Source organism: Promicromonospora sp. NPDC060204, assembly GCF_042728455.1.
GTDB lineage: Bacteria > Actinomycetota > Actinomycetes > Actinomycetales > Cellulomonadaceae > Promicromonospora.
This window is the reverse complement of record NZ_JBHWZO010000077.1, coordinates 1-24,356: the sequence shown is the minus strand read 5'-3', so window position 1 is coordinate 24,356 and position 24,356 is coordinate 1. Positions and strand designations below refer to the sequence as shown.

Genomic DNA, 24,356 nt, shown 5'->3' with positions numbered 1-24,356 from the left:
GAGATCGGTCGTTTGATACACCTATCTCGACGCAAGGGACCGATCTCGCAGCGCGGCCCCGCTAGCGTGAGCCGGATGGACACCGCCGCCGTCTACGCGCACTTCGCCGGGAGCCAGGCCCGCAACGGCGGCTCCCCCACCTACGAGGACTGGGCGCTCGGTGTCGCCGGCGACCCGGAGGTGTGCGCGCTGCTCGACACCCTGCCGGAGCCCAAGCGGCAGCCCAACCTGCTGTTCGCGGCCGCGCGGCTGGTCGGCGCGCCGACGGGCGGCTGGGCCGGGGTGCGGTCCTGGCTTGCGGCCGCCTGGCCCGACGTCGAGCACGAGATGCGGACCCGGGCCACGCAGACCAACGAGCCCCGGCGCTGCGCGACGCTCGTGCCCACGCTGGCGGCGATCGACGGGCCGGTCGCGCTCGTCGAGGTGGGCGCGTCCGCCGGGCTGTGCCTCTATCCCGACCGGTACTCCTACCTGTACACGACGCCCGACGGCGTCCGCACCCGGCTCGACCCGGCCGACAGCCCGAGCGAGGTGCTGCTCCCGTGCGACATCGAGGGACCGGTCCCCGCCCGGCTGCCCGGTGCTGTCGAGGGGCCGGTCCCGGACCGGCTGCCCGCTCCCGTCGAGGGGCCGGTCCCCGCCCGGCTGCCTGGTGCTGTCGCGGGACCGGTCCCCGCCCGGCTGCCCGGTGCTGTCGCGGGGCCGGTCCCCGCCCGGCTGCCGGATGTCGTGTGGCGCGCCGGCCTCGACCTCAACCCGCTGGACGTGCGCGACCCGGACGACCTCGCCTGGCTGGAGGCGCTCGTCTGGCCCGAGCACGCCGACCGCGTCGAGACGCTGCGTGCGGCCGCGCGGGTGGTCGCGGCCGACCCGCCGCGCCTGGTGCGGGGCGACCTGCTGACCGGCGTCGAAGACCTGGTCGCCGCCGCGCCGGCCGAGGCCACCGTGGTGGTGCAGAGCTCTGCGGTGCTCTACTACCTGACGGCCGCCGAGCTGGCGGAGTTCACGGGCACGATGGAGCGCCTACGGCGCACGCGCGGCGTCGTCTGGCTGAGCAACGAAGGCTGGACCGTGCTGCCCGACGTCGCGGCCCGGCTCCCCGCGGGCGCCGACCCGCAGTTCATCCTGGCCCGGGACGGCGTGCCGGTGGCGCTCACCGACCCGCACGGCCGGTCGGTGCGGCTGCTGTAGCGCCCGCACCGGCCGACCCTGCCGACCTGGCCGACCTGGCCGAGCCGGCCGACCCCGCCGAGCCGGCCGACCTAGCCGCGCCGGCTGGGCCGAGCAGGCGCCACAGCCGGTCGGGCTGCATCGGCAGGTCGCGGGGGCGGGCCCCGGTCGCGTCGGCGATCGCGTTCGCCAGCGCCGGGGCCACGGGGTTGTAGGGGGCCTCGCTCATCGACTTGGCGCCTCGGGGACCGAGGCGGTCCACCGTGTCGGCGAACAGCACCTCGGTGGGCGGAACGTCCGCGACCTGCGGCACCCGGTAGTGGCGCAGCCGGTCGGTGATCACCACGCCGTCGCGCACCACCATGCGTTCGGTGAGCGCCGTGCCGATGGCCTGGGCCACGCCGCCCTCGATCTGCCCGCGGAGCTGCTCGGGGTTGATCACGACGCCGGCGTCGGCCGCCTGCACCGACTGCAGGATCCGAACCCGGCCGGTCTCCCGCTGCACGCCCACCCGAAACCCGTGCACGTTGAACGCGACAGACCGAGGCGACCCGTCATGCGTAGCCTCGCCAACCAACCCAACCCCCGCCCCCGCCCGCTGAGTGCTGGGTATTTGCGGTCTCGAATCGTTTTCAGGGCGCAAATAGCCAGCACTCAACAGCTTGGCGCGGAGCGTGGCGGCCGCGCGGGCTACCGCCAGGCCTGCTACCACCGAGCCCGCAGAGCCGAAGGCGCCCGTGTCGTAGCCGGACGTCGCCGTGTCCGACGGGCGCACCCGCACCCGCTCGACCGGCACGCCGAGCTCCGTCGCGGCGAGCTGCGCGTGGACCGTCGTGGTGCCGTTGCCGAACTCGGCGGTGCCGACGTCGACCACGAAGTCGCCGTCCTCCGCGACCGTGACCCGGGCGTGCGTGTAGTGCCCGCGCGGCGGGATGGTCGCGATCATCGCGAGCGCCACCCCGCGCCCCTCGGCCCAGCCCTCCGGGACCGCCTCGCCCCGGCCCGAGGCCAGCGCGTCCTCGACGAGGTCGAGGCACTGGTCCAGCCCGTAGGACCCGTACTCCAGGTCGCCGTCCACCGGTTGGCCGACGACGAACGGGTCGCCGGGGCGGATGACGTTGCGGCGGCGCAGCTCGACCGGGTCGATGTCCAGCCGTGCGGCGAGCTCGTCGAGCGCGCCCTCGATCGCGAACTGCACCTGCCCCAGCCCGTACCCGCGGAACGCCCCGGACGGCACGTTGTTCGTGTAGACCGACTCGGCGTCGACGCGCTTGTTCGGCGCGCGGTACACGGCCATGGACTCGTGCACGCCGTGGAACAGCACACCGGGCGCGTGGTTGCCGTAGGCGCCGGTGTCGGCCAGCACGTCGATCGCGAGCGCCGTCAGCTCGCCGGTCGCGGACGCCCCGGCACGCACCGTGACGCGGAACGGGTGCCGGCACGGCACTGTCGTGAACTGCTGCTCGCGCGTGAGCTCCCACTGCACGGGTCGCCCGGTGCGCAGCGTCGCGAGCGCCACGACGTCCTCGACGAGCAGCTCCTGCTTGCCCCCGAACCCGCCGCCCACACGTCCCGCGACCACGCGGACGCGGTCCTGCGGCAGGTCCAGAAGCCGGGCGAGCTCGTCGCGCACGAGGAACGGCACCTGCGTGGAGGTGCGCACGTGCAGCACGGGGCCGTCGGTCCCGGCGCCGTCGTGCCCGCCCGGAGCCGGCTCCAGCCAGGCCCGCGCGCCGTGGGTCTCCAGCGCGACGTGGTTGACGCGCCCGGTGGTCCAGGTTCCCGTCACGGTCGCCGCCGACGCCGCGAGCGCCGCCTCGACGCCGGGCTGCCCCGGTTCGGCGTACTCCTCGTGGATCTGCACGACGACGTTGCGGCCCGCCTCCGCGACGCGGTGCTCGGCGGGTGTCTTGTCCGGGTGCAGCAGCGGCGCGCCCGGGCCCCGCGCGGCCTCGGGCTCGAAGACGGCGGGCAGCACCTCGTACCCGACCTCCACCAGGCCGAGCGCGGCGCGCGCCTGCCGGGGCGTCTCCGCGACGGCGACGGCGACGCGCTGGCCCACGAACCGCAGGACCGGGTCGAGGATGCGGGTGTCGTCGGGGTCGTCGAGCCGGTTCTGGTGCCGGCCGGTCGAGTACAGCGTGCTGGGCACGTCCTCGTGCGTGAGGACGAGGTGCACGCCGGGCGCGTCCCGCGCCGCGGTGGCGTCGATGTGCGTGATCCGGGCGTGCGGGTGCGGGCTGCCGAGCACGGCGACGTGCAGCAGGCCGGGCGGCTCGGGCTCGTCCAGGGTGTAGGGCTCGCGGCCGCGCACCACGCGGGCGGCGGCCGGCGCGACGACGGCGCGGCCGAACGCCTGACCCGGCTCCGCCACCTCGGTGTTCACGTGCCCGGCGATGGCGTCGCGGATCGACCGGTACCCGGTGCAGCGGCACAGGTTGCCCTTGAGCGCCTCGTCCAGGGAGTCGGCGGCCGGGCCGGCGGCCGACTCCGCGCCGGCGTCGGCGTCGGTCGGTTCCGGTGCGGCGAGACCCGGCGTCCCCGCGACCGTGCACACCATGCCGGCCGTGCAGAACCCGCACTGGAACCCGGCCGCCTGGACGAAGGCGCGCTGCACCGGGTGCAGCTCCTCGGCGTCGGCGTCCGGGTCGCCACCCGGCCCGAAGCGGCCGAGCCCGTTCGCGGTGACCACCTCGGCGTCGACGGCTCGGTGCGCGGGCACCAGGCACGACTGCACCGGAGCGCCGTCGAGCAGCACCGTGCACGCGCCGCAGTCGCCCGCGTCGCAGCCCTTCTTCACGGACGTCGTGCCCTGCTCGCGCAGGTACGTGCGCAGGCACTGGCCCGGCCGGGGCTCGGCCGTGACGTCGGCGCCGTCGACCCTCATGCGCCGCCGCCCAGCTCGTCGAGCGCCTCGTGCGCCAGGCGCCGGGTCATCGCGGCGCGCCAGTCGGCGGTGCCGTGGGTGTCCTCGTACCAGCCGCCGGCGACGTCGACCGAGTCGATCCAGTGGTCCAGCGCGTCGTGGTCGCCCGCCCGGACCAGCTGCGCGTGCGGCACCGGTGTCGACGCCGTCATGACGAGCAGCACCCGGCCCGGCCCGTCGCCGCCCGGCCCGGCTGAGTCCGACCCCGCACCGTCCGGCAGCGCCCGCCCCGTCACCATGGCCGCCGTCCGACCAGTCGGGGTGAGCGAGGCCCGCCGGAACACCGTCCGCGCCCCGAGCGCGAGACACGGCACCCGCACCTCGCGGAGCAGCTCGCCCGGGGCCAGGTCGACCCGGCCCGCGCCCGTGACCAGGTCGGCGACGGGCAGCTCCCGGGAGCCGCCGTCCGGCGTCCAGACGACCGCCCGGGCGTCGAGCGCCACGAACAGCCCGACCATCGACCCGGCGGGCAGGCCGAGCGCCAGGTTGCCGCCCACGGTCGCGGTCCGGGCCACCTTCGCCGACAGCGACAGCGCCGAGACGCACTCCCCCACGATCCCGAGCCCGCGGTACGGCCCCGGCGCGCCGGACCGGTCGCCCGCCGGAGCGCCGAGTGCCCCGGGCCCGGCCACCAGCTCCGCCAGGGTGCACGTGCCGGCCACCCGCAGCCCGGACCCGTCCACGGACCACGGCTCCCAGCCGAGCCCCATGAGGTCCACGAGGCCGGTCACCCCGGGGCGCACCGGCTCCGAGTACAGGAACGTGCCCCCGCCGAGGAACGCCTCGCCGGGCCGCAGCGCGCAGTCGGCGCGGGTCCGCGCCACCCGCACGGTGTCGATGTCGAGATCCATGGAGCGCAGGTCACCTCTCGTCGATCTCACGCAGCAGCTCGTACCGGGCGTCGATCGCCTCGACGCGCGCGCCCGCGCCGTCGAGCACCTCGTGCACCCGGTCGGACAGCATCGCCACGACGCTGACCGGCGCGACCAGGGAGTCGAATGCGCCCTCGGTCGCGATGGGGCACTCGATCCACCAGGTCACGCTGCCGGCGAGGTGGCGCAGGCTGGTGTCGGCGAGCAGCAGCACGCGGACGCCGTCGGCCAGCAGCGACTCGACCATCTCGCCCACCCGGAACGCGTGCCGACGGATCGAGACCACCACGACGACGTCGTCGGGACCGAGCCCCACGAGGTCGTCGGCGAGCGACTGGCCGGGCCCGGGCGCCAGGTGCACGCGCCCGCGCACCTGGATCAGGTTCCGGCGCAGCTGCGTCGCCGGGCCGAGCGACCCGCGGCGGCCGACGACCACCACGTCGCGCGCGGTCGCGAGCGCGTCGGCGATCTGGTCGAGCAAACCGTCGTCGAGTGCCGCGTAGACCTTCTCCAGGTGCTTGACCTCCTGCTCCAGCCGCTCGCGCAGGCCGGGCGAGGGGTCGACGGCGATGGGCAGGCCGCGTCCGCGCTGCGTGCGCAGGTCCTCGCGCAGCCCCTCGAAGTCCTCGTAGCCGAGCTTGCGGAACAGCCGGCTCATCGTCGCCTTGGACACCCCCGCCAGGGCGGCGAGCTCCGTGGCGCGGTAGGTCCCGAGGTCGCCGAGGTGGTCGAGCAGGGCGTCCGCGGCGCGGCGCTCCTGCGGGGACAGCTCCCGGTAGCCGGCGGCGATCCGGTCCTCGAGCGGGCGGTCCGCGAGCGATGTCATCCGATCTCCTTCGCCAGGGCCAGCACCGCGGCCGTGTAGGCCTCCAGGGCCACGCCCACGTCCTCGGCGTCCACGTGCTCGTCCGGGTGGTGGCTGATCCCGTCGCGGCAGCGCAGGAACAGCATGCCCACGTCGGTCACGGCGTCCATCGCCATGCCGTCGTGGCCGGCGGGGCTCCACAGCCCCAGCGGCTCCGACGTCGTCGCGGTCGCCTCCGCGATACCCGACGCGACGGCGTCGATCAGCCGCGGGGCGCACGTGGTGGACGGCGCCCGGTGGGTCTCGGCGTGCTCGAACGTGACGCCCCGCGCGGCGGCGATCTCACGCCCGGCCGCGGCGATCTGCTCCCACAGCGCGTCACGGCCGGCGTCGGTGCGCCCGCGCAGGTCGAGGGTCAGCTCGGCCCGGCCGGGGATCACGTTGACGGCGCCGGGCTCGACGCGCAGGTCGCCCACGGTGGCGAGGCAGTCGGTCGCCCGGGCCAGCTCCTCGATCCGGGTCACGAGGTGCGCGGCGGCGACCAGCGCGTCCCGGCGCCGGGCGAACGGCGTGCCGCCCGCGTGCCGGGCCTCGCCCGTGACGGTCAGCACGAACCGCCGCGCCCCGGCGATGGTCGTGACGTACCCGAGCGGCAGGCTCTCGGCCTCCAGCACGGGCCCCTGCTCGATGTGCGCCTCCAGGTATCCGACCAGGTCAGCCGGGTTGCGGGCGGCGTCGCCGACCCGGTCCGGGGCCAGGCCGAACCGCAGGAACGCCTCGCGCAGGGTCACGCCGTCGGCGTCCGCCTGGTCCCACCAGGCCGGGTCCCACTGGCCCGACGCCGCGCAGCTCCCGAGCAGCGCCTTGCCGAACCGGGTGCCCTCCTCGTCGGAGAACCCCACGACCTCCAGCGCGAACGGCAGGATCGTGTCGCGCAGCCGGTGCGCGACGGCGATCGCGAGCACCACACCGAGCATCCCGTCGTAGCGCCCGGCGTCGGGCACGGTGTCGAGGTGGGAGCCGAGCACGAGCGCGGGCTCGCCCGGGGTGGCGGGACGCTGCGGCGTGCCGTCGGCGGCGCGCCGTCCCCAGATGTTCCCGGCGGCGTCGGTCTCGGTGTCCAGGCCGGCGTCCAGCATCCAGGCCCGCACCGCGGTGTTCGCGGCGGAGTGCTCGGGCGAGAGGTACACGCGCTCCAGGGCGTCCGGCCGCGCGGAGTGCCGCGTCAGGTCGTCGCACCGGGCCATGACCCACTCGGTGGTGCCGATCGCGGTCACAGGCGTGCCTCCTTCGCGACGACGGCGTCGGCGTCGGCGTCGGTGCCGGGAACCGTGTCATGCAGGCCGCCGTGGATCGCGCCGTCGTACGCCGCGAGTGCCGCCGCGACGCCGCCGCCCGCGGGGGCGTGGAACCCGGCCCGGCGCAGCTCGTGCTCCAGCGCCGCGAGCGTGGTCAGGACGGCGTCGCGGCGGGCGTTGAAGCCCATGGTGCCGATGCGCCACACCACGCCGTGCAGGGGGCCGAAGGAGGTGCCGATCTCGATGCCGAAGTCGTCGAGGAGGCCGCCGCGCACGGCGTCGCCGTCCACGCCGTCGGGGATGCGCACGGCGACCACGTTGTGCATCTTGTGCGCGACGTCGCCGAACACCTCCAGGCCCAGCCCGAGCACGCCGGCCAGCATCGCGGCGCCGTGCTGCGCGTGCCGGTCCACGGCCGTGGCCATGCCCTCGGCGACCAGGAGCCGGGCGCACTCGCGGGCGGCGTAGAGCATGGACGTGGCCTCGGTGTGGTGGTTGAGGCGGCGCGGGCCCCAGTACTCCATGATCTGCGCGAGGTCGAGGTAGTTGGACTGGATGGGCACCCCGTGCGGCGCGACGTCGTCCGCGGTGCGGATCCCGGCCTCGACGTGCCGGCGCCGGTCGATCGCGGCCACCGCGGCGGGCGAGAGCGTCACCGGCGCGCTGCCCGAGGGGCCGCCCAGGCACTTCTGCAGCCCGGCGGTCGCGGCGTCGATGCCCCACTCGTCGGTGTGGAACGGGTTGCCGCCGAGCGTGGCCGTGGCGTCGACGTACAGCAGCGCGTCGTGCTCGTGGGCGATGCGGCCGAGGTCGGCGAGCGGCTGCGCCATGGTCGTGGAGGTGTCCCCGTGGACGACGGCGAGCAGGCGGGGCCGCACGCGGCGCACGGCGTCCTCGATCTGGTCCGGCGTGAAGACCGTGCCCCAGTCGGCCTCGATCGTGTGCACCTCGGCCCCGGCGCGGGCGCCGATCTCGGCGAGCAGGTGCCCGAACCGCCCGAAGACCGGCACCAGCACCCGGTCGCCCGGCTCCAACAGGGACACGAGCGCCGCCTCGATGCCCGCGCGGGACGTGCCGTCCACGAGCAGCGTCTGCTCGTTGGCGGTGTCCCAGACGGTGCGCCACAGCAGCATGGCCTCGGTCATCGTGTCGGTCATGAACGGGTCGAACTGGCCCACGAGCGGCGCGGCCATGGCACGCAGCACGCGCGGGTCGGCGTCGACGGGCCCGGGGCCCATCAGGAGACGCGCGGGCGGGTGGATCTGGGTCATGCGGGCCTCCTGTCGTGCTCGGCAGCAGCGCTGCCGGGACGGGCAATCAGGCGGCCGTTGCCGCGGACGTGCTCGATGTCGTTCGCCGGGCGCCAGGTGCCGCCGTCGAGCTCGCCGTGCACCACAGCTTCAAGGAACGAGTTGACCACGGGCTTCCCCGCGAGGAACGTCTCGGTCACCGCGCCGGTGATCGTCATGCCGTCATACGCGCTCACCGGATTACGGTGAGCGAGCTGTGCCGCATCGATCGTGGTGACGGCGTCCGGGTCGTAGACGAGCAGGTCCGCGGCCGCGCCCTCGGCGATGATGCCCTTCGGACGGTCGCCACGGTCCAGTCCCACCAGGGCGGCGGTGCTGGCTGACGTCCACCTGGACACCTCCGACAGCGGCACACCCCGCCGGCGGGCGGCGTCGGCCAGTGCGACGAAGCCCGTCTGGAGGCCGGAGATACCGCCCCAGGCGGCCTGCAGGTCGGTCTCGCCGACCTGCCCGCCGCGCACCTTCTCCGCGACCGACGAGGGCGAGTGGTCGCTGACCACGCAGTCGAGGATCCCGTCCCGCAACCCGTCCCAGAGGGCATCCTGGTTGCCCCGGTCCCGGATCGGCGGACAGCACTTGTAGGCGGCGTCACCGTCGGGCACGTCCTCGGCGGCGAGCACCAGATAGTGGTGGCACGTCTCGGCGGTGACCGGCAGGCCCTCGGCCTTGGCCTCCGCGAGCAGGTCGAGCACTCTCGCCGAGGACACGTGCAGCACGTGCGTGCGCGTGCCGGTCTCACGCACGGCGTCGAGCAGGGAGCGCACCGCCGCCGTCTCGGCCTCGTCGGGGCGGGAGAGCAGGAAGTCGGCGTAGGCACGCGACGGCGGGTGCGGGGCCGCCGCGAGGACCGCGGGGTCCTCGGCGTGCACCACGAGCAGACCGTCGAACCTGACAAGGCGGTCCATCACGACCAGCAGCCCGTCCTGGTCGAGCGGCGGGAACTCTGGCACACCCGAGTCCGCCAGGAAGCACTTGAACCCCATGACACCCGCGTCCCAGAGCGGCTCCAGGTCGTCGGCGTTGCCGGGCACGGCGCCGCCCCAGAAGGCGACGTCGACCGGCAGGCGGCCCGACTCCCAGTCCGCGTCCCCGGGCAGACGCTCCGCCGCAGCCCGCGCCGCGGCCTGCTTGACCCGCAGGGCCTCCACGGTGGTGGTCGGCGGGATCGAGTTGAGCGGCATGTCCACGATGGTGGTCACGCCGCCGTACGCCGCAGCGCGCGCCGCCGACGTGAACCCCTCCCAGTGGGTGCGTCCCGGCTCATTGACGTGCACGTGGGTGTCGACCACCCCGGGCAGCACGACGCGGTCGCCGAGACGCGTGGTCGCCGCCGACGGGGCCGCTGGCGCCCCGAACAGGTCGTCGCCGAGTCCGGCCACCTGCTCGGGGTCCGAGGTACCCCACCACACCTGGCTGATCAGCCCGTCCTCGATCTGCAGCACCGCCGGACGCAGGTCCCCCTCGACCAGCACCCGTTCAGACCCGATCAGCCTCTTCATACGAACCCTCCGATCGTCGACCACACGGGGTGTTCCGGCCCTGCGTTCTCCGACCGCTGCACGGCCGCCTCGATCAGACCGTAGGGCCGGTCGGCGGCGAAGAACACCTCGCCGGGGTTGTCCAGGCCGAAGGGCTCCAGGTCCACCAGGAAGTGGTGGTTGTTGGGGCACGACAGCCGGATCTCGGCGACGTCGTCGAATGCCTCCAGAACGGCGCTGCCCATCGCGTAGACGGACTGCTGCAGGGCCAGGGAGTGCAGCTCGGCGAACGTGCTCAGCAGCAGCGCGCGCACGGCAGTGAACCGCTCGTCGTAGTCGGCCGGGCCGGCGGCCTCGACGAACGACGCGTCGTACCGCCACCAGGCGGTGACGTCGGTCGCGAGGATGCGGTCGTCGGTCTCGGGCAGCGTCGTGTACCGGTCGCGGGGGAACCCGGAGAACTCCGACCCGGTGGACTTCAGCACGGTGACGTCGCTCAGGCCTGCGAGCACGGTCAGGCCGGTGTCGTCGGCGTGCACGAGGGCCGTGCGGCACTCGGCGGCGCCGCGGACGAACGCGTGGTCGTGGCCCGTCCCGCCGTCGGCGCCTGGCGCGCCCGTCGCGGGCGTGCCCGTCGCGATGCGCTCCCAGCCGTACTGCTCCGCACGCCAGCGCCCACCCGTGACCTGGGGCTCGGCGAGGAAGTGCCGGGCGAGCCGCAGCAGGAACGTCTCCGGCGAGCCGACGCCGTCCCGCGCGAAGGCCTGCACGGTGTTCTTCTGCGTGTCGGTGGCGATGACGCCCGTGTTGTCCCCGGTCTCGTGCGTGGCCCGGAAGTTCCCGCGGAGCTGCGAGGTGATGTTCAGGTCGGTGATGCGGTGCCGTGCGGTGTCGCGGTCGACGCGCACCAGCCGCACCTCGGCCTTCCCGTACTGGTTGGGCCCCAGGACTATCGACATTCAGCTCCCCCGGTAGGTGGTGTAGGCGAACGGGCTCAGCAGCAGCGCGACGTGCGTGTGCTCGGGTCCGAGCACCACGTCGAGCAGGACCTGCCCGAAGAACGTGTCGCGGCCCTGCGCCGCGAACCAGTCGCCGGCGGCGAACGTCAGGACGTGCCGTCCGGGCGTGACCTCGCCCCAGGCGATACGGCCGTCGTCGTCGGTCACGGCCTGCCGGGTGCCCAGGGTGACCGCCAGCCCGGCGGCCGGGAGGCCGCGGGCGGCGTCCAGCACGTGCGTCGAGGCGGTGGTCACGGCGCCACCGCCGGGTCCGGTGTGGCCGGCGCGACGGCGGGCTCCTCGACGGTCTCCTCGATGAAGGCCTCCAGCCGCAGCAGGGCGATCTGGCGCAGCTGCTCCGCCGTGACCAGCGCCTCGTCGGCGGGGTCGTTGGCCAGCCGCTCGGTGAGGTTCTCGAGGATCTGCTCCGCGGTGCGGCCCGCGGCCCGGACCAGGAAGATGCGGCCGAACCGCGCCTCGTACGCGACGTTGCCCTCGGCGATCCGGGCGGCCGTCGCCTCGGCCGCGGTGGGCTGCTCGGTGCGGGACAGCCGCGCCTCGGCGCTGTCCCCCGTGGCACGCTCGCCGATCCGCGGGTGGTGCGCCAGGGCCGCGTCGACGTCGGCGGCCCCCCAGTCTGCGGCCGACCGCATGGCGTGCACCAGCAGCTGGTCCCGGCGCAGGTAGGGGCGGCCGGCCACCACCGCGTCGACCCAGGAGTCGACGTCGGCGCACGGGCGGACCGCCGCCGCGGCGTCGGACGGGGACAGGGCGTTGAACGTCGCGAGGTCCATGAGACAAATCTACGGTTTCAACGCGATTTGCGAGTGGCACACGAGTTTCAGGCCCGTAAATCTTCGCCGACGCCGCTGCCGACGCCGCAGATCACGCCGAACGTAGGCTTGATCGGCGCATCAGGCCCTATCCGCCGATCAACCCTACGTTCGGCAGCCGAGCTCCGCCCGCTACGAGCCGACCCGGGCCGCCAGCGCGAGCAGCGAGCGGTCCGAGCCTGCCGGGCCGACCAGGCAGGCGCCCGCCGGGAGCCCGCCCGACGTCGCCACCGGCACCGACACCGCCGGCAGGCCGCCGAGGCCCGCGACGCAGGTCAGGAGCATCGTCGCCTCGCGGGCGGCCTCGGCGTCCTCGGGCCGTGGCGCGACGGTCGCCGTGGACGGCAGCACGAGCACCCGCTCCCCCAGCCGGTCCCGGATCTGCGCCCGCGCCCGCGCGACGTCGGCCCGCGCCGCCTCGGCGTCGGCCGCGCCGACGGATCGCGCCCGCTCGAACCGCCCGCGCACCGCGGGGCCGAGGGTGTCCATCCGGTCGGCCAGCCACGCACCGTGCACGGCCCACGCCTCGGCCGCCTGGAGCGTCTGGAACGCGGCGAGCCACGCCGGCTCGGGCGCCCAGTCGACCGGCTGCGCACCGGCGGCCCGCGCGAGCTGCCCGACGGCGTCACGCACCTCGGGCGCGGCCAGGTCCAGCAGGGCGTCGCTCACCACGAGCGGGGCACCCTCCGGGAGCGGGGCCGCATCGGCCGGGAGCAGCACCTCGCCCACCCGGGCCAGCGTGCCGGCGTCGCGGGCGAGCCAGCCCACGGTGTCGAACGACGGGGCCAGGGGCAGCACGCCCCCGGACGACACCGCGCCGTGCGTCGGCCGGATGCCCCACAGCCCCTGGTAGGCGGCGGGCACGCGCACCGACCCGCCGGTGTCGGTGCCCAGGGCGACGCTCGCCTGGCCGGCGGCGACCGCCGTGGCCGGGCCCGACGTCGAGCCGCCGCTGATCCGCCCCGGCGCGCGCGGGTTGGGCGGGGTGCCGTGGTGCGCGTTCGCCCCGGTCAGCGAGTAGGCGAACTCCTCGGTCTGCGCGATGCCCGCGACGGCGGCACCGGCGTCGAGCAGCCGCTCGACGGCGTCGGCGTGCTCCGCCTCGACGGGCGCAGCCGCGAGCCAGGCCGGGTTGCCCGCGCCGACGCGCTCGCCGGCCACCGCGAACAGGTCCTTGACCGCGACGGTCTCGCCGTCGAGCACGCCGGAACCGGTGGGGGCGACCAGCGGACCGGGCTCGGGCCGGACCCGCCACACGCTGAGATCAGAAGCCATGCGCACATGCTGCCAGGCCCACGTGCGGGCCCGGGCGGGCCAGAGGTGCGCCTCTACCCCGCCATTGGGCCCGGAATGCAGCGAGTTCCGGGCGCAATGACGGGGTAGAAGCGCACCTCCGGGAGCGGACCGGGCGAGGAGCGACGGGCGGGCCCCGGTAGGAGGGAGAGTTCGCAGGTCAGCGGCCCACGACGGGCAGCGGGTGAAGTCCGCGCAAACCTCTGGTCGCGCCCGTCGGCCCTGTGCGATCCTCCGAGACCGGGACTGCCACCGGGCGCCCCTTTGGTCTGTCCGATCGGGGAGTCGAAGATGCTGCAAGGCCTGGGGCTGTCCGGAACGGCCGAGTCCGTCTACCTGCAGATGCTGCGCGACCGCGACGCGGGACCCGACCGGATCGCCGAGGCCCTCGGGATCGACGAGCAGCAGGTCCGCGACGCGCTGGACGAGCTCTCCCGCCTGATGCTCGTCGAGGCGTCGTGGGCCGGCGACGACGGGTTCCGCCCCGTCAGCCCGGAGATCGGGCTCGCCGCCCTCCTCGCCCGGGAGCAGGCGCAGGTCGCGCAGCGCAACCAGGAGATCGAGGAGGGCCGCGTCGCGCTGGCGCGCCTCGTCTCCGAGCTGCAGAACGTGCGCAAGGGGCCCGACGTCGAGGTGCTGGAGACCGCGGAGGAGGCGCGCGACCGCCTGGCGACGCTCACCGAACGGTGCACGCAGCAGCTCTGCACGTTCGTGCCCACCCGGGCCACGTCGTCCCGCGCGCTGGAGTCGAGCCGGGCGCTGAGCCAGCGCCTGCTGGACCGGGGCGTGCGGATGCGGACCGTGTACCTGGAGAGCATCCGCAACGACCAGGCCACCTGGGACCACGCGACCTGGCTGCGCAACAACGGGGCCGAGGTGCGGCTGGCCGCGACGGTCCCCGTCCGGCTGCAGATCATCGACCAGGGCTACGCGATGGTCCCGCTGGCCAACACCGAGGCGGGCTCCGGCGCGGTCGTGATGACCTCCCCCGGCGTCGTGGCCGCCCTCATGGCGCTGTTCACGCAGACCTGGCGCTCGGCCACCCCGCTCGGCGCGGACCGGCGGCGCGACGACGACGGCCTGTCGGTCCAGGAGCACGAGCTGCTCCGGCTGTGGGCCAAGGGCGCCACGGACGAGACCGCCGGCCGCCGGCTGGGCGTGTCCCTGCGGACGGTGCGCCGCCTCAGCAGCGCCCTCATGGAGCGGCTGGACGCCGGCAGCCGCTTCCAGGCCGGCGCGCGGGCGCTGGACCGCGGCTGGCTGGACCCGGCCGACCTCAGCTGAGCTTCGCCGGGCTCCAGACCCGGACCGCGCCCAGCGACCAGTCGCGCAGCTGAAGGGAGTCCGCCGCGGCGAGCAGCAGGCGGCACCCGGTCGCCGCCGCCTGCTCCAGGGGGACCAGCAGGAAGATCACCACGCCGAACCCCGTGGGCAGCGTGCCGGCGTAGACGTGCATCAGCTGATCCTGCGGTACGGCGACGGCCTGGACCGCCTCGACGAGCTCCGCCGACGTGGTCCAGGCCGTGGTGGGCGCCTCGACATGGATGCTGACGACCCGCATCGATCGTCAGGGCTGGGCGGGGGTCGGCGGGGCCGTCTCCCACTGGGGGTCGGAGGCACTGGCGGTGACCTGGCCGGCGCCGGTGAGCAGGAAGGCGGTGAGGACGACGACGGCGACGCGCTGCACGTTGTTGATACGCACGATGAATTCTCCGTTTCGACGCGGGATTCTTGCTTTCTGTTTCATATTCTTTCCCGCCGTCGGCCCGGCAACAAGACAATGGCACTGTCCTGACCGTGCCACGACAATTCCTGCCGCGCGGACAGCAAATGGCACGGTCCTGCCACCGAATGCGGTGGCAGGACCGTGCCATTGTCAGCCGGGTGACCGGATCACATGTTCACCCGGATACCGAAGTCACCCCCGTAGACGTTCGTCACGTGCACGCTGGTCGAGTTGCGCGGTGGCGCCGCCTCGACCATCTGGCCGTTTCCTAGGTATATCGCCACGTGATAGGTGCTCGACCAGCCACCCCACATGATCAGGTCACCGCGCTGCAGGTTGCTCATGGAGACCTTGGTGCCCTTGCTGAGGTGGGCACCGGTGTAGGTGCCGATGTCGACGCCCGCACCCTGCCAGAACGCGTACTGCGTCAGGCCGGAGCAGTCGAAGCCGTACCGGCTCCGGTCGTCGTACCCGCCGGGGCTGCAGCAGATGCCGTAGGTCGGGCCGTACTTGTTGCCGCCGCCCCACGAGTACGTGTAGCCCTGGCCGGTCTGGGCCAGCGCGGCCTGGATGACCCGCTCGACCTTCTGCGCGTAGTCGCCGCTGGTGTCGCCACCGGGGCTGCCCGGGTCGACAGGACCCTCGGAGACCGGGCACGTGGTGCCCGTGATGAACTTGTGGGAGGCGTTGTTGTTGTAGAGCGTGCCGTTCAGCGCGCCCTTGAAGCCCGCCGCCACGGCCTGCGAGGAACCGCCGTAGTAGCTGTTGTAGTAGATGCAGACGGTCTTGCTGGACCGGTTCCACACCGACGCGGCGTTGTTCTTGATGCACTCGCCCTGGCCGGCGCCCGCACCCTTGAAGTCGTAGCACGACGGCTGCGACGTGCCGTAGTCACCGACCGAGTCGGAGAAGTCCGAGATGGACCCCGCGTTGCCGCTGTTGTAGTAGTAGCAGATCTCGCCGCTCTCGCAGGTGCCGCTGCGAGAACCGCCGCCGGGGGCCGTCGCCCCGACGAACTGGTGCGAGGCGTTGTTGTTGTAGAGCGTGCTGTTGAGCGCGCCCTTGAACCCCGGGGCGACGTCCTGGTAGGTGCCCGCGTAGTTGCTGTTGTAGTAGACCCGGACGGTCTTGGTCGACCGGTTCCACACCGACGCGGCGTTGTTCTTGATGCACTCGCCCTGGCCGGCGCCGGCCCCCTTGTAGTCGTAGCACGTGGGCTGCGAGTCGCCGTAGCTGCCCGCGGACTCGGTGAAGTCCGAGATCGACCCCGCGTTGCCGCTGTTGTAGTAGTAGCAGAACTCGCCGTCCTCGCAGGTGCCGCTGCGTGCGCCGGTGTCGTTGCCGGTGGTGCCGACGAGCTGGTGCGAGGCGTTGTTGTTGTACAGCTCCGCGCTGAGCTGGCCCTTGTAGCCCGAGCCGATGTTCTGGTACTCGCCGCCGTAGCCGGTGTTGTAGTAGACGCGGACGTTCTCGCCGGTCCGGTTCCACACCGAGGCCGCGTTGTTCTTGATGCACTCGCCCTGGCCGTTGCCCGACCCCTTGAAGTCGTAGCAGGACGGCTGCGCGGTGCCGTAGTCGCTCACCGAGCCCGTGAAGTCCGAGACGGACCCCGCGTTGTCGCTGTTGTAGTAGTAACAGAACTCGCCGCTGTCGCAGACCCCGTCACGTGCCGCGGCGGACGCAGGTCCCGCCACGCTCACGAAGGCCCCCAGGAAGGTGGCCAGCAACGCGATCATCGCGAGAAGCGCAGGTGCTCTTCTCATCAACATTCTCCCTTCAGCGGGCCGTTCTCCGGCCCGGTGCTTTCTCTGCCGATTCGGGATGCCGGACCGGATAGGAAAATGTTTGCAATTCACGGACAATGCCGGGAAGTGGGATGACGGTGCCACGAACCGTGAATGACTGCTCGGGACAACTACCGCGCTCCTGGCACCAAGTTGCACGCCGCGGGCCTGGCACACGTGGGCCAGAAAAAAGATCGCGAGCCGGTGGGCCGCGGGGTTGGATCGCCGCATGACCGTCATCATGAGCACGCCCGGCGCGGGCGACCTGGCCGTCGCGACCGACGCGCTGCGCGCGTGGCAGGACGATGCCCGGCCCGTGCAGCTGCACCCCGGGGACGTGGGCTGGTACCAGCGGTTCGGCGCCGGGACCGCCGCGGCGGCCGTCCGGACCTGGAGCCGGGACGGGCGGGTGCTCGCCGTCGGCCTCCTCGACGGGGCGCGGGTGCTGCGCATGACGACGGCGCCCGACGCCCACCGCGACGAGGAGCTGGCGCGGCGGCTGGTCGCCGACGTGACGGCGCCGGAGCGCGGGGTGCTCCCGGACGGGGAGGTCAGCGTCGAGGCGCCGCCGGGCGCCCTGGTGAGCGACCTGCTCGGGGCCGAGGGCTGGCGCACCGAGGAGCCGTTCACGCCGCTGCAGCGCGACCTCACCGACCCCGTCGAGGACCCGGGCGTGCGGGTCGAGGTGGTCGGCCGGGACCGCGTGAGCGACCGGACCCGCATGCACCGCGAGGCGTTCGGCGGCCCGACCTTCACGGACGAGCGCTGGCACGACATGGCGACCGGCCCGCTGTACGCCGATGCGCGCTGCCTGCTCGCCTACGACGACGCGGGAGTCCCCGTCGGCGCGACGACCGTCTGGTCGGCCGGCCCCGGCAGGCCCGGCCTCGTCGAGCCCCTGGGCGTGCACCCGGACCACCGCGGTCGCGGCTACGGCCGGGCGATCACTGTCGCCGGGGCGGCCGCGCTGCGCGAGCTCGGGTCGTCCAGCGCCGTCGTCATCACGGAGGCCGGACTCGTCGGCGCGGTCGCCACGTACGTGTCGGCAGGCTTCGAACGCCTCCCGGACCGCCACGACCGCCAGCGAGCCGCGTAACCAGGCCGGGCCGCCCTAGCGCGGCTGGAAGTCCGCCTTGCGGATCCGCGCGTGCACGCCCTTGACCACGTCGACCACCTGCGAGATGTCGAAGTCCGTGGCGGCCGACAGGTACGCGTAGGCGTGCGCGGGCGACATCCCGTACCGCACCTCCAGCAGCGCGATCGCCGCGCGCACGCAGTTCTGCACGGCCACGTCGAGGTCGCGGTCCAGCCCGGTCGGCACCAGGAACTCCGTGGTCTCGGCGAGCGGGCCGGCCAGCTCGCCGAAGGCGGCGACGGCGTCGGCGGCCGGGACGAGGTCGAAGCCGAGCCGCACCCGGAGCGAGGCCTCGAACGCGGTGAGCGCCACCTCGCCGTCGCCCTGCGCGAAGTGCGGGTCGCCCACGTACGCGAGCGCCCCCGCCACCTGCACCGGCAGGTACAGGGTGGAGCCGGCGCCCAGCAGGTTGATGTCGATGTTGCCGCCGAACGGCCCCGGCGGCACCGAGTGCGGCCGCTCGTCCCCGGCGGCGGCGACGCCCATGATGCCGAGGAACGGGTGCAGGTCGAAGCCCACGCGGCGCTCGGCGCCCTCGGCGAGCGGGATCGAGCCGCGCCCCGCGCCGTCGGCCCAGGAGTCCACCTGGGCGAAGACGCTCACGATGTCCGCCCCGCCGGCCGGGTACTCGCCGGGCAGGGAACCGCGGCCGTGCCGGTTGGAGATCACGCCGTACGGCACCCGGGGGTCGGTGGACAGCACACGGATCGCGAGGAGGTCACCCGGCTGCGCGCCGCGCACCTCGACGGGCCCGGTGACGACGTGGCCGCCGTGCGCTCCCGGCACGTCGGGCAGGCCGGGCGTGCGGGCGCCCAGGCGGGACGTGCGGGCGGCGGCGAGCTCGACGGCGTCGGCCAGGACGGCGTCCTCGGCGACGCCGCGCTCCGCGAACCAGGCGAGCGGGTCGCCGCCCTGGTCCTCCAGGATGCCCTCGTGGGACAGGGTGTCGACGACGACCTCCTCGCCCGGGTCCACGGCCAGCACCGCGCGGTCCGCCGCGCAAGGCAGCCGGCCCCAGTAGGCGGTCTCGGTCGAGGTGGGCAGGTACGCGGCCCCGTCGACGACGGCGGCGGCGCCGACGCCCGCGCTCGTCCCCGTGCCGGGCTGGAGAATCGTCTGCTGGTGCACGGGCCGAGAGTACACAGCGGGTGTTGCGGGCCTGTGCGGTTCACCGCCGCGGGATCATCCCGGCCTGCTCGTAGACGGACCGCAGGTAGACCAGCAGCTCGTCGGCGTCCGGCGGCTCGGGGCGCAGCAGCCGGTAGACGACGGCGCCGACGGTCATGTCGATGAGCGCCTCGATGTCCGTCTCCGGAGGCAGCACGCCCTCGTCGATCGCCCGCGACAGGGCCAGGTGCGCGGTGCGGCGCCGGGGCAGGATGTGGTCGTTCCAGAACGCCGCCATCAGGCCGGGGTGCGTGACGCTGGAGCCGAAGACCTGGGCCAGCATGGCACGGTAGCCGGGCTCGGCAAGAGTGCGGGCGCTCCCCGGCAGGGCGTCGGCGATCACCTGCGAGATCTCGGCGTACGACATGCCGTCGAGGTCGTCGATGCCCGGGGACGGGATCTCCCCGCGCGCCGACTCGACCGCCGCCGCGATCAGCTCGTCCTTGCTGCCCCAGCGCCGGTACACGGTCAGCTTGCCGACGCCGGCCCGCCGCGCGATCTGCTCGATGCTGGTCCCGGCGTGGCCGTGCTCGGTGAACAGCTCGAGCGCCGCGGCAAGGATCGCCTGGTCGGTGCGCGGGTCCCGCGGCCGGCCCCGGCCCCGCTGCCCGGCGGGCGCCGTCATCGCGCCCGCCCGTCACTCAGCAGGCCGGACAGCCAGGGTCCGGCGTCCGCCGGGTCGGACCCGCGCCAGGCCAGGTGCCCGTCGGGGCGCACCAGCCAGGACTCGGGCACGGCGTCCGTACGGAAGAGACGGGCCGGTTCGACGCCGGGCTCGACGTCGTCCGGCCCGACGTCGTCCGGCCCGACGTCGTCCGGCACTGGCCTGACGCTTCCCGGCCCGGCTTCCGGCGGCGGCACCAGCAGGGCCCACCGCCCGCCGAGCTCGGCGTGCAGGCGGGTCACCCGGCCGTCGGCCCGGGTGCAGGCGAGGTTCGGCACGCGGTCGCCGATGCAGACGCGCCGGGCCAGCCGCGCAGCAGTGCGCTCGGCCGGTCCGACCCCGAGCGGCCCAGACCGGTAGCTGACCCAGAGCTGCGAGGTCGTGAAGGTGGCCCAGCGCTGGGCCCAGGGCTGGTTGAAGAGCCGGACGAACACCTGGTCCCGCAGGAACCGGCCCGCGGCGCTGCGCGCCACGTTCACCTTGGTCACGTTCGCGGTGCCCCGCAGCACCTCGGCGGCGAGCGGACGCCGCTCCGCCTCGTAGGTGTCCACCAGCGCCTCGGACGCCAGGCCCCGCACCACGAGGCCCAGCTTCCAGGCGAGGTTCTCGGCGTCGCCCAGGCCCGTGAGCATGCCCTGGCCGCCGAACGGCGCGTGCGCGTGGGCCGCGTCGCCCGCGACGAGGACGCGCCCGCTCCGGTACCGGTCGGCCAGGCGGCGGTGGATCGTGAACTCGGAGAGCCACACGGGCTCCAGCACCCGGACCTGGCGGCCGGTGCGCTCGGGCAGGATCGCGCGGAGCCGGTCCAGGATCTGCTCCTCGGTGAGGCGGCTCCGCCGGCCGTAGGCGTCGGCGGCGCGCCGCTCGGCACCCGAGGTGTCGTCCGGGGACTCCGCGACCCGCTCCCCCACCGCACCGTCCGGGTCGTAGGCGATCAGGCGCCACAGGTCGGCCCGCCCGTCGGCGTCGGGCATGGGCATCGCGCCGAGCATCCCGTCCGGGTGCACCCAGCCCGACGTCCCGGCCCGGTCCAGGTCCCAGTCCAGGTGCAGGTCGGCCAGCAGGAACCGCTCGCTGAGGCGCACCCCCGGGGCGGTGATCCCGGCGGCCGCGCGGACGGCGCTGTCGGTGCCGTCGCAGCCGACGAGCCACCTGGCCCGTACGGTCCGCCCGTCGGCCAGCTCGGCGACGACGCCGTCGTCGTCCTGCACCGCGCCGGTCAGCCGCGCGCCCCACTCCGGGGCGCCGCCCAGCTCCGCGAGCCGACGCCGCAGCCCGTCCTCGACGAGGGCCTGGGACACCACCATGGGCGGTGCGGCGGTGCGCAGACCCGGGTCGCCGAACCGGATGCGCATCATGGGCCGGTCGCCCAGGTAGGTGGTGATGCGCATGGCCCGCACCGACCGCTCCGGCAGGTCGCCGAGCGCGCCCAGCCGGTCGAGGACCTCCGACCCGCGCGCGTGCACGAAGTTGGCCCGCGACGTCGTCGCGGGGGCCGGCCGGCGGTCCACGACGCGCACCCCGACGCCCTGCAGCCGCAGGCCGCACGCCAGGGCTAGACCCGTGGGGCCCGCCCCGACCACCAGCACGTCGATGACCTCGGCGTCGGACATGCCACCTCCATTTATTAACGGAACGGTACCGTTAACAATATAGCGGCGGCGAGCCCGCACCGGAAGGCCCGGACGCCGCCGGGCGCCGTCAGACCTGGAGCAGCGCCCGCGCCGCGGCACGCGCGGCGCCGAACGCGTCCGGCTGCGCGCGCGTCGTGTGCGCCACCATGGCGCCCTCGTACAGCAGGTGGATCTGCTCGCCGAGGCGCTCCGCGTCCGGGTGCCCGGCGTCCCGCAGCAGCCGCTGGAACTCGGCGAGCATGTACTGCTTGTCGGCCAGGATCACGGCGTTGCCCGGGTGCTCGGTGGCGCCGATCTCGCCGTGGGCGTTGACGAACGCGCACCCGCGCACGTTGTCGTCGGCCCACTCCTCGGCGACCTCGAGCGCGACCAGGACCTGTTCGAGGCCCGTCGCCCCGCGTTCCGCGAGCCGCCGCCCGAACCACGTGGCCCAGCGCTCGTGCCGGCGGGTCAGGTACGCGGCCACCAGGGCGTCCTTGGACCCGAACCGGTCGTAGAGCGTCTTCTTGGTGACCCCGGCCTGGTCGGCGATCAGGTCGACGCCGACGCCGCGGATGCCGCGCTCGTAGAACAGGGCGCTGGCCGCGACGAGGATCCGCTCGCCGGCGGGGGTGTCGGGGTTGGGGGTGCGGCGTGGCACGGTGCCTCCATGGGTTCCGGGTGCAGGTCCACTGCGAGTATACCGACCTGTATGTTTACCTAGTTGGTATGACTGATCGGACGAGAAGAAGCCTCCTGGGGCACCTCGCCCCCGCCCTGCTCGTGGTGATGTGGAGCTCCGGATTCGTGGGCGCGACCTTCGCGGCGCCGGTCGCGCCCGCCGCCACCACGCTCCTGTGGCGGTACGTCGTCGCCGGGACCCTGATGGTCGTGGTGGTTCTGGCGCTCGGCCGCCGGTACGGCGCGCGCTACCTGCGGCGGGAGGCGGTGCTGGGCGCCCTCGGCCAGGCCGGCTACCTCTACGGCGTGTTCCGCGCGGTCGAGGAGGGTCTGCCGGCCGGGACCGCTGCACTGCTCGCGTCGCTCCAGCCGGCCCTGGTCGCCGTCGTCATGTCCGGGTTCGGGCGGGGGCGCGGGGCCGGGCGCGGGCGTGCTGTCGGCCGCGGGAGCGGCGGCGGACGGCGCCAGGCCGTCGGCCTGGCCGTCGGGTTCGCGGGGGTCGCCCTCGCCGTCGGGCCGGACGTCGCGGCGGGGAACGGAGCCGCGGGTGCGCTCTGGGCCGTGCTCGGCATGCTGTCGCTCTCGGCCTCCACCGTGCTCGGCGACCTGTGGCCCGCGCCCGACGAGCCGGGCGAGCACGACGTGCTGGACTCGCTGGCCGTGCAGGGCGTCGTCGCGCTCGGGATCTTCGCCGTGCTCGCCCTCGCGAGCGGCCAGGCCGCGCCGCCCGCCGACCCGACCTTCTGGCTGGCGATCGCCTGGCTCGTCGGCCTGGCGTTCCTCGGCGGCTACGGCATGTACCTGTACGTGCAGCGCACGCGCGGGCCCGTCGCGGTGAGCACCTGGCTCTACCTCACCCCGGCGGTGTCCGCCGCGTGGGCCTGGGCCATGTTCGGCCAGGACCTGCCGCTGCTCACCGTGGCCGGGTTCGTGGTCAGCCTGGCGGGGGTGCTCCTGACCCGGCCCACCCGACGGGCCGCGGATGAAACCCGGCCCGGAGTGCCCGCGGCGTCGGTACGCTCCGGGCCGTGAGGATCACCGACTTCCGGCCGCGGCAGAGCGGGGAGGCCGCCGAGGTCGCGGCGGACGCGTTCGCCGACGACCCGCTGTGGACGCACACCGTGCCGGACGCCGGACGGCGTCGTCTGCCGCACCTGATCATGCTCCGGGCGGGACTGCGCATCCTGCGTCCGCCGCAGGCCGCCCGGGTCGCGCTGGACGACGGCCGGATCATCGGTCTGGCCACCTGGACCACCGCCGGCACGGAGGACCCCTACGACCCGTTCGCCCCCACCCAGCGCGTCGACCCCCGGCTGACCCGCGCCACGCGGACCCTGGTCCGCCGCGCGGGCGCCGACTGGCCCCGGCTCTCCGCCCTGTACGCCACGCTCGCCCAGTCGTACCCGAACGAACCGGGCTGGTTCCTGGGCACGCTCGTGGTGCTCCCGGAGCGGCAGGGCACCGGCGTCGGCAGCGCGCTCCTGCGCGACGGCCTCGCACAGGCCGACGCCGCCGGCCAGCCGGTCTCGCTGCAGACCAGCACCACGCAGAACGTCGAGTTCTACAAGCGGTACGGCTTCGAGGTCACGCGGACCTTCGCCGAGCTGTACCCGGGGTCGCCGCCCCTGTGGAACCTGCGCCGCCCGGCATCGGCGCAGGTCACCACGCATGCCCCCAGCGTGCCACGTGGTGCCACACCTTCTTGAGGTCCTGCGGGTGCTGCTCCCCTGCGCGTACGGCCTCGCCGATCGCCCGGGCGTCCAGCCGGCCGTCCCTGGTGTGCCCGACGGCGACGGCGCGCGCCACGTCCAGGATCGCCGGGCCCCGGAACTCCGGGCGCGCGGCCACCTCGTCCACGTGCAGCGAGAACCCGTGGTGCCATTCGACGGCGACGCCGAGCCCCTCGGCGGCCTCGGCCTCGGCCGTGCCGCGGTAGCAGGGGTCCAGCACCAGCGCGTCGACGTCGTCCGGCAGTGAGACGACGCCGTGCACCTGGGCCTCGACGTAGTCGTCCAGGAGGTCGTGGACGCCGGCCACGGTGTCGGCGTCCGCCATCGCGACCAGCGGTGCCGGGTCGACGGCGGCGAAGTGCTCCGGCTCCAGGAAGGAGTCCGGGTAGCAGAACGTGGTGCGCTCCAGCACGTGCGAACGCAGCCGCAGGTGGGCGGAGCCGAAGCGGACGGCGGCGCCCGCTTCGCGGCGGCGATGGTTCAGCGCGCCGTAGCGTGGCCGCAGGTGCGGTGCGGCGTCGTCGTACCGGCCGTCGAACATGCGCTGCTCCCAGCGCCACCGGTCGCCGCCCTGGTGCGCGGTCAGGCCGCCGTTGCTGGTGCCCGTCTCGAACTGGGAGCGCCAAACACGGTCGTGGGCGAGGCGCTCGATCAGCGTCTCGCTGCCGTCGGCGACCAGCCGGTCGGGGTGGAAGTTGATCGTGACCAGCCAGTTCATGCCGGGAGGCTACCCGGCATCACTGGTAGGCGTGAGATCGGCAGTCTGCATCGAGGTCGGCACAGGCCTGTGCCGACCACGATGCCGGGGTCTTATAAACAAATACGAGCCCACGAGTCCAGAATAAATAGGGTTTTGCGTGTTCTGGGGTTAGA

23 protein-coding genes are annotated in these 24,356 nt (G+C 74.3%); 5 read left to right on the top strand and 18 right to left on the bottom strand.

Annotated features, from left to right (window positions below; genetic code table 11):
- The first annotated feature begins 75 nt into the window (after positions 1–75).
- Complete coding sequence (locus ACFWEJ_RS12190) at positions 76–1,191, top strand: DUF2332 domain-containing protein (RefSeq protein ID WP_377229469.1); 1,116 nt, start codon at positions 76–78, stop codon at positions 1,189–1,191.
- Here ACFWEJ_RS12190 and ACFWEJ_RS12185 read toward each other — a convergent pair.
- The 10 genes from ACFWEJ_RS12185 to ACFWEJ_RS12140 form a co-directional block, all read right to left on the bottom strand.
- Positions 1,154–4,057 carry a molybdopterin-dependent oxidoreductase gene (locus ACFWEJ_RS12185; protein ID WP_377229468.1) on the bottom strand — a complete coding sequence of 968 codons (2,904 nt, stop codon included), beginning with the start codon at positions 4,055–4,057 and terminating at the stop codon, positions 1,154–1,156. The genes ACFWEJ_RS12190 and ACFWEJ_RS12185 overlap by 38 nt on opposite strands.
- On the bottom strand, positions 4,054–4,977 hold the full coding sequence (locus ACFWEJ_RS12180; protein ID WP_377229467.1) for an FAD binding domain-containing protein: 924 nt from the start codon (positions 4,975–4,977) through the stop codon (positions 4,054–4,056). The genes ACFWEJ_RS12185 and ACFWEJ_RS12180 overlap by 4 nt, the downstream gene beginning before the upstream one ends.
- Positions 4,958–5,794 (bottom strand): MurR/RpiR family transcriptional regulator, encoded by an 837-nt coding sequence (locus ACFWEJ_RS12175; RefSeq protein WP_377229466.1) that lies wholly within the window; start codon positions 5,792–5,794, stop codon positions 4,958–4,960. The genes ACFWEJ_RS12180 and ACFWEJ_RS12175 overlap by 20 nt, the downstream gene beginning before the upstream one ends.
- Complete coding sequence (locus ACFWEJ_RS12170) at positions 5,791–7,050, bottom strand: allantoate amidohydrolase (protein ID WP_377229465.1); 1,260 nt, start codon at positions 7,048–7,050, stop codon at positions 5,791–5,793. The genes ACFWEJ_RS12175 and ACFWEJ_RS12170 overlap by 4 nt, the downstream gene beginning before the upstream one ends.
- Positions 7,047–8,342 carry a pyridoxal-phosphate-dependent aminotransferase family protein gene (locus ACFWEJ_RS12165; RefSeq protein WP_377229464.1) on the bottom strand — a complete coding sequence of 432 codons (1,296 nt, stop codon included), beginning with the start codon at positions 8,340–8,342 and terminating at the stop codon, positions 7,047–7,049. Before ACFWEJ_RS12165 ends, ACFWEJ_RS12170 begins: the two co-directional genes overlap by 4 nt.
- A complete protein-coding gene (gene allB, locus ACFWEJ_RS12160; RefSeq protein WP_377229463.1) occupies positions 8,339–9,880 on the bottom strand; it encodes an allantoinase AllB in 1,542 nt (513 codons plus the stop codon). The genes ACFWEJ_RS12165 and allB overlap by 4 nt, the downstream gene beginning before the upstream one ends.
- A complete protein-coding gene (pucL, locus tag ACFWEJ_RS12155) occupies positions 9,877–10,818 on the bottom strand; it encodes a factor-independent urate hydroxylase (protein WP_377229462.1) in 942 nt (313 codons plus the stop codon). The genes allB and pucL overlap by 4 nt, the downstream gene beginning before the upstream one ends.
- Positions 10,819–11,112 (bottom strand): hydroxyisourate hydrolase, encoded by a 294-nt coding sequence (locus ACFWEJ_RS12150; RefSeq protein WP_377229461.1) that lies wholly within the window; start codon positions 11,110–11,112, stop codon positions 10,819–10,821.
- Positions 11,109–11,651, bottom strand: coding sequence for a 2-oxo-4-hydroxy-4-carboxy-5-ureidoimidazoline decarboxylase (uraD, locus tag ACFWEJ_RS12145; RefSeq protein WP_377229460.1), 543 nt, complete (start codon positions 11,649–11,651; stop codon positions 11,109–11,111). Before uraD ends, ACFWEJ_RS12150 begins: the two co-directional genes overlap by 4 nt.
- A 171-nt stretch (positions 11,652–11,822) precedes the next feature.
- Positions 11,823–12,965 (bottom strand): amidase, encoded by a 1,143-nt coding sequence (locus ACFWEJ_RS12140; protein ID WP_377229459.1) that lies wholly within the window; start codon positions 12,963–12,965, stop codon positions 11,823–11,825.
- A gap of 309 nt (positions 12,966–13,274) precedes the next feature.
- On the opposite strand from ACFWEJ_RS12140, the gene ACFWEJ_RS12135 reads away from it, so the two are divergent.
- Complete coding sequence (locus ACFWEJ_RS12135; RefSeq protein WP_377229458.1) at positions 13,275–14,267, top strand: LuxR C-terminal-related transcriptional regulator; 993 nt, start codon at positions 13,275–13,277, stop codon at positions 14,265–14,267.
- Here ACFWEJ_RS12135 and ACFWEJ_RS12130 read toward each other — a convergent pair.
- The 3 genes from ACFWEJ_RS12130 to ACFWEJ_RS12120 all read right to left on the bottom strand — a co-directional run bounded on the left by ACFWEJ_RS12130 (position 14,260) and on the right by ACFWEJ_RS12120 (position 16,472).
- Positions 14,260–14,544: a hypothetical protein gene (locus ACFWEJ_RS12130; protein ID WP_377229457.1), complete on the bottom strand. Its 285-nt coding sequence runs from the start codon at positions 14,542–14,544 to the stop codon at positions 14,260–14,262. The genes ACFWEJ_RS12135 and ACFWEJ_RS12130 overlap by 8 nt on opposite strands.
- 6 nt (positions 14,545–14,550) lie before the next feature.
- Positions 14,551–14,685, bottom strand: a complete 135-nt coding sequence (locus ACFWEJ_RS12125) for a hypothetical protein (RefSeq protein WP_377229456.1) — start codon at positions 14,683–14,685, stop codon at positions 14,551–14,553.
- Between the two features lie 191 nt (positions 14,686–14,876).
- The gene (locus tag ACFWEJ_RS12120; protein ID WP_377229455.1) at positions 14,877–16,472 is read right to left on the bottom strand and encodes a peptidase inhibitor family I36 protein; all 1,596 of its coding nucleotides are present in this window, start codon (positions 16,470–16,472) and stop codon (positions 14,877–14,879) included.
- 250 nt (positions 16,473–16,722) lie between these two features.
- Between ACFWEJ_RS12120 and ACFWEJ_RS12115 the strand changes: the two genes are divergently transcribed.
- On the top strand, positions 16,723–17,589 hold the full coding sequence (locus ACFWEJ_RS12115) for a GNAT family N-acetyltransferase (protein WP_377229454.1): 867 nt from the start codon (positions 16,723–16,725) through the stop codon (positions 17,587–17,589).
- Between the two features lie 15 nt (positions 17,590–17,604).
- Here the strand turns inward: ACFWEJ_RS12115 and ACFWEJ_RS12110 are convergent, their stop codons facing one another.
- The 4 genes from ACFWEJ_RS12110 to ACFWEJ_RS12095 form a co-directional block, all read right to left on the bottom strand.
- Positions 17,605–18,756, bottom strand: coding sequence for an acetamidase/formamidase family protein (locus ACFWEJ_RS12110; RefSeq protein WP_377229453.1), 1,152 nt, complete (start codon positions 18,754–18,756; stop codon positions 17,605–17,607).
- Between the two features lie 40 nt (positions 18,757–18,796).
- Complete coding sequence (locus tag ACFWEJ_RS12105; RefSeq protein WP_377229452.1) at positions 18,797–19,420, bottom strand: TetR/AcrR family transcriptional regulator; 624 nt, start codon at positions 19,418–19,420, stop codon at positions 18,797–18,799.
- The gene (locus ACFWEJ_RS12100; protein WP_377229451.1) at positions 19,417–21,072 is read right to left on the bottom strand and encodes an FAD-dependent monooxygenase; all 1,656 of its coding nucleotides are present in this window, start codon (positions 21,070–21,072) and stop codon (positions 19,417–19,419) included. Before ACFWEJ_RS12100 ends, ACFWEJ_RS12105 begins: the two co-directional genes overlap by 4 nt.
- Before the next feature lie 88 nt (positions 21,073–21,160).
- The gene (locus tag ACFWEJ_RS12095) at positions 21,161–21,733 is read right to left on the bottom strand and encodes a TetR/AcrR family transcriptional regulator (protein WP_377229450.1); all 573 of its coding nucleotides are present in this window, start codon (positions 21,731–21,733) and stop codon (positions 21,161–21,163) included.
- Positions 21,734–21,801: 68 nt separating this feature from the next.
- Between ACFWEJ_RS12095 and ACFWEJ_RS12090 the strand changes: the two genes are divergently transcribed.
- Together ACFWEJ_RS12090 and ACFWEJ_RS12085 are read left to right on the top strand one after the other, a co-directional pair.
- Positions 21,802–22,785 (top strand): DMT family transporter, encoded by a 984-nt coding sequence (locus ACFWEJ_RS12090; protein WP_377229449.1) that lies wholly within the window; start codon positions 21,802–21,804, stop codon positions 22,783–22,785.
- Positions 22,782–23,459: a GNAT family N-acetyltransferase gene (locus ACFWEJ_RS12085; RefSeq protein WP_377229448.1), complete on the top strand. Its 678-nt coding sequence runs from the start codon at positions 22,782–22,784 to the stop codon at positions 23,457–23,459. The genes ACFWEJ_RS12090 and ACFWEJ_RS12085 overlap by 4 nt, the downstream gene beginning before the upstream one ends.
- On the opposite strand, the gene ACFWEJ_RS12080 is transcribed toward ACFWEJ_RS12085, so the two are convergent.
- Positions 23,413–24,201 carry a DUF3626 domain-containing protein gene (locus ACFWEJ_RS12080; RefSeq protein WP_377229447.1) on the bottom strand — a complete coding sequence of 263 codons (789 nt, stop codon included), beginning with the start codon at positions 24,199–24,201 and terminating at the stop codon, positions 23,413–23,415. The two genes, ACFWEJ_RS12085 and ACFWEJ_RS12080, sit on opposite strands and share 47 nt — an antisense overlap.
- Positions 24,202–24,356 lie beyond the last annotated feature (155 nt).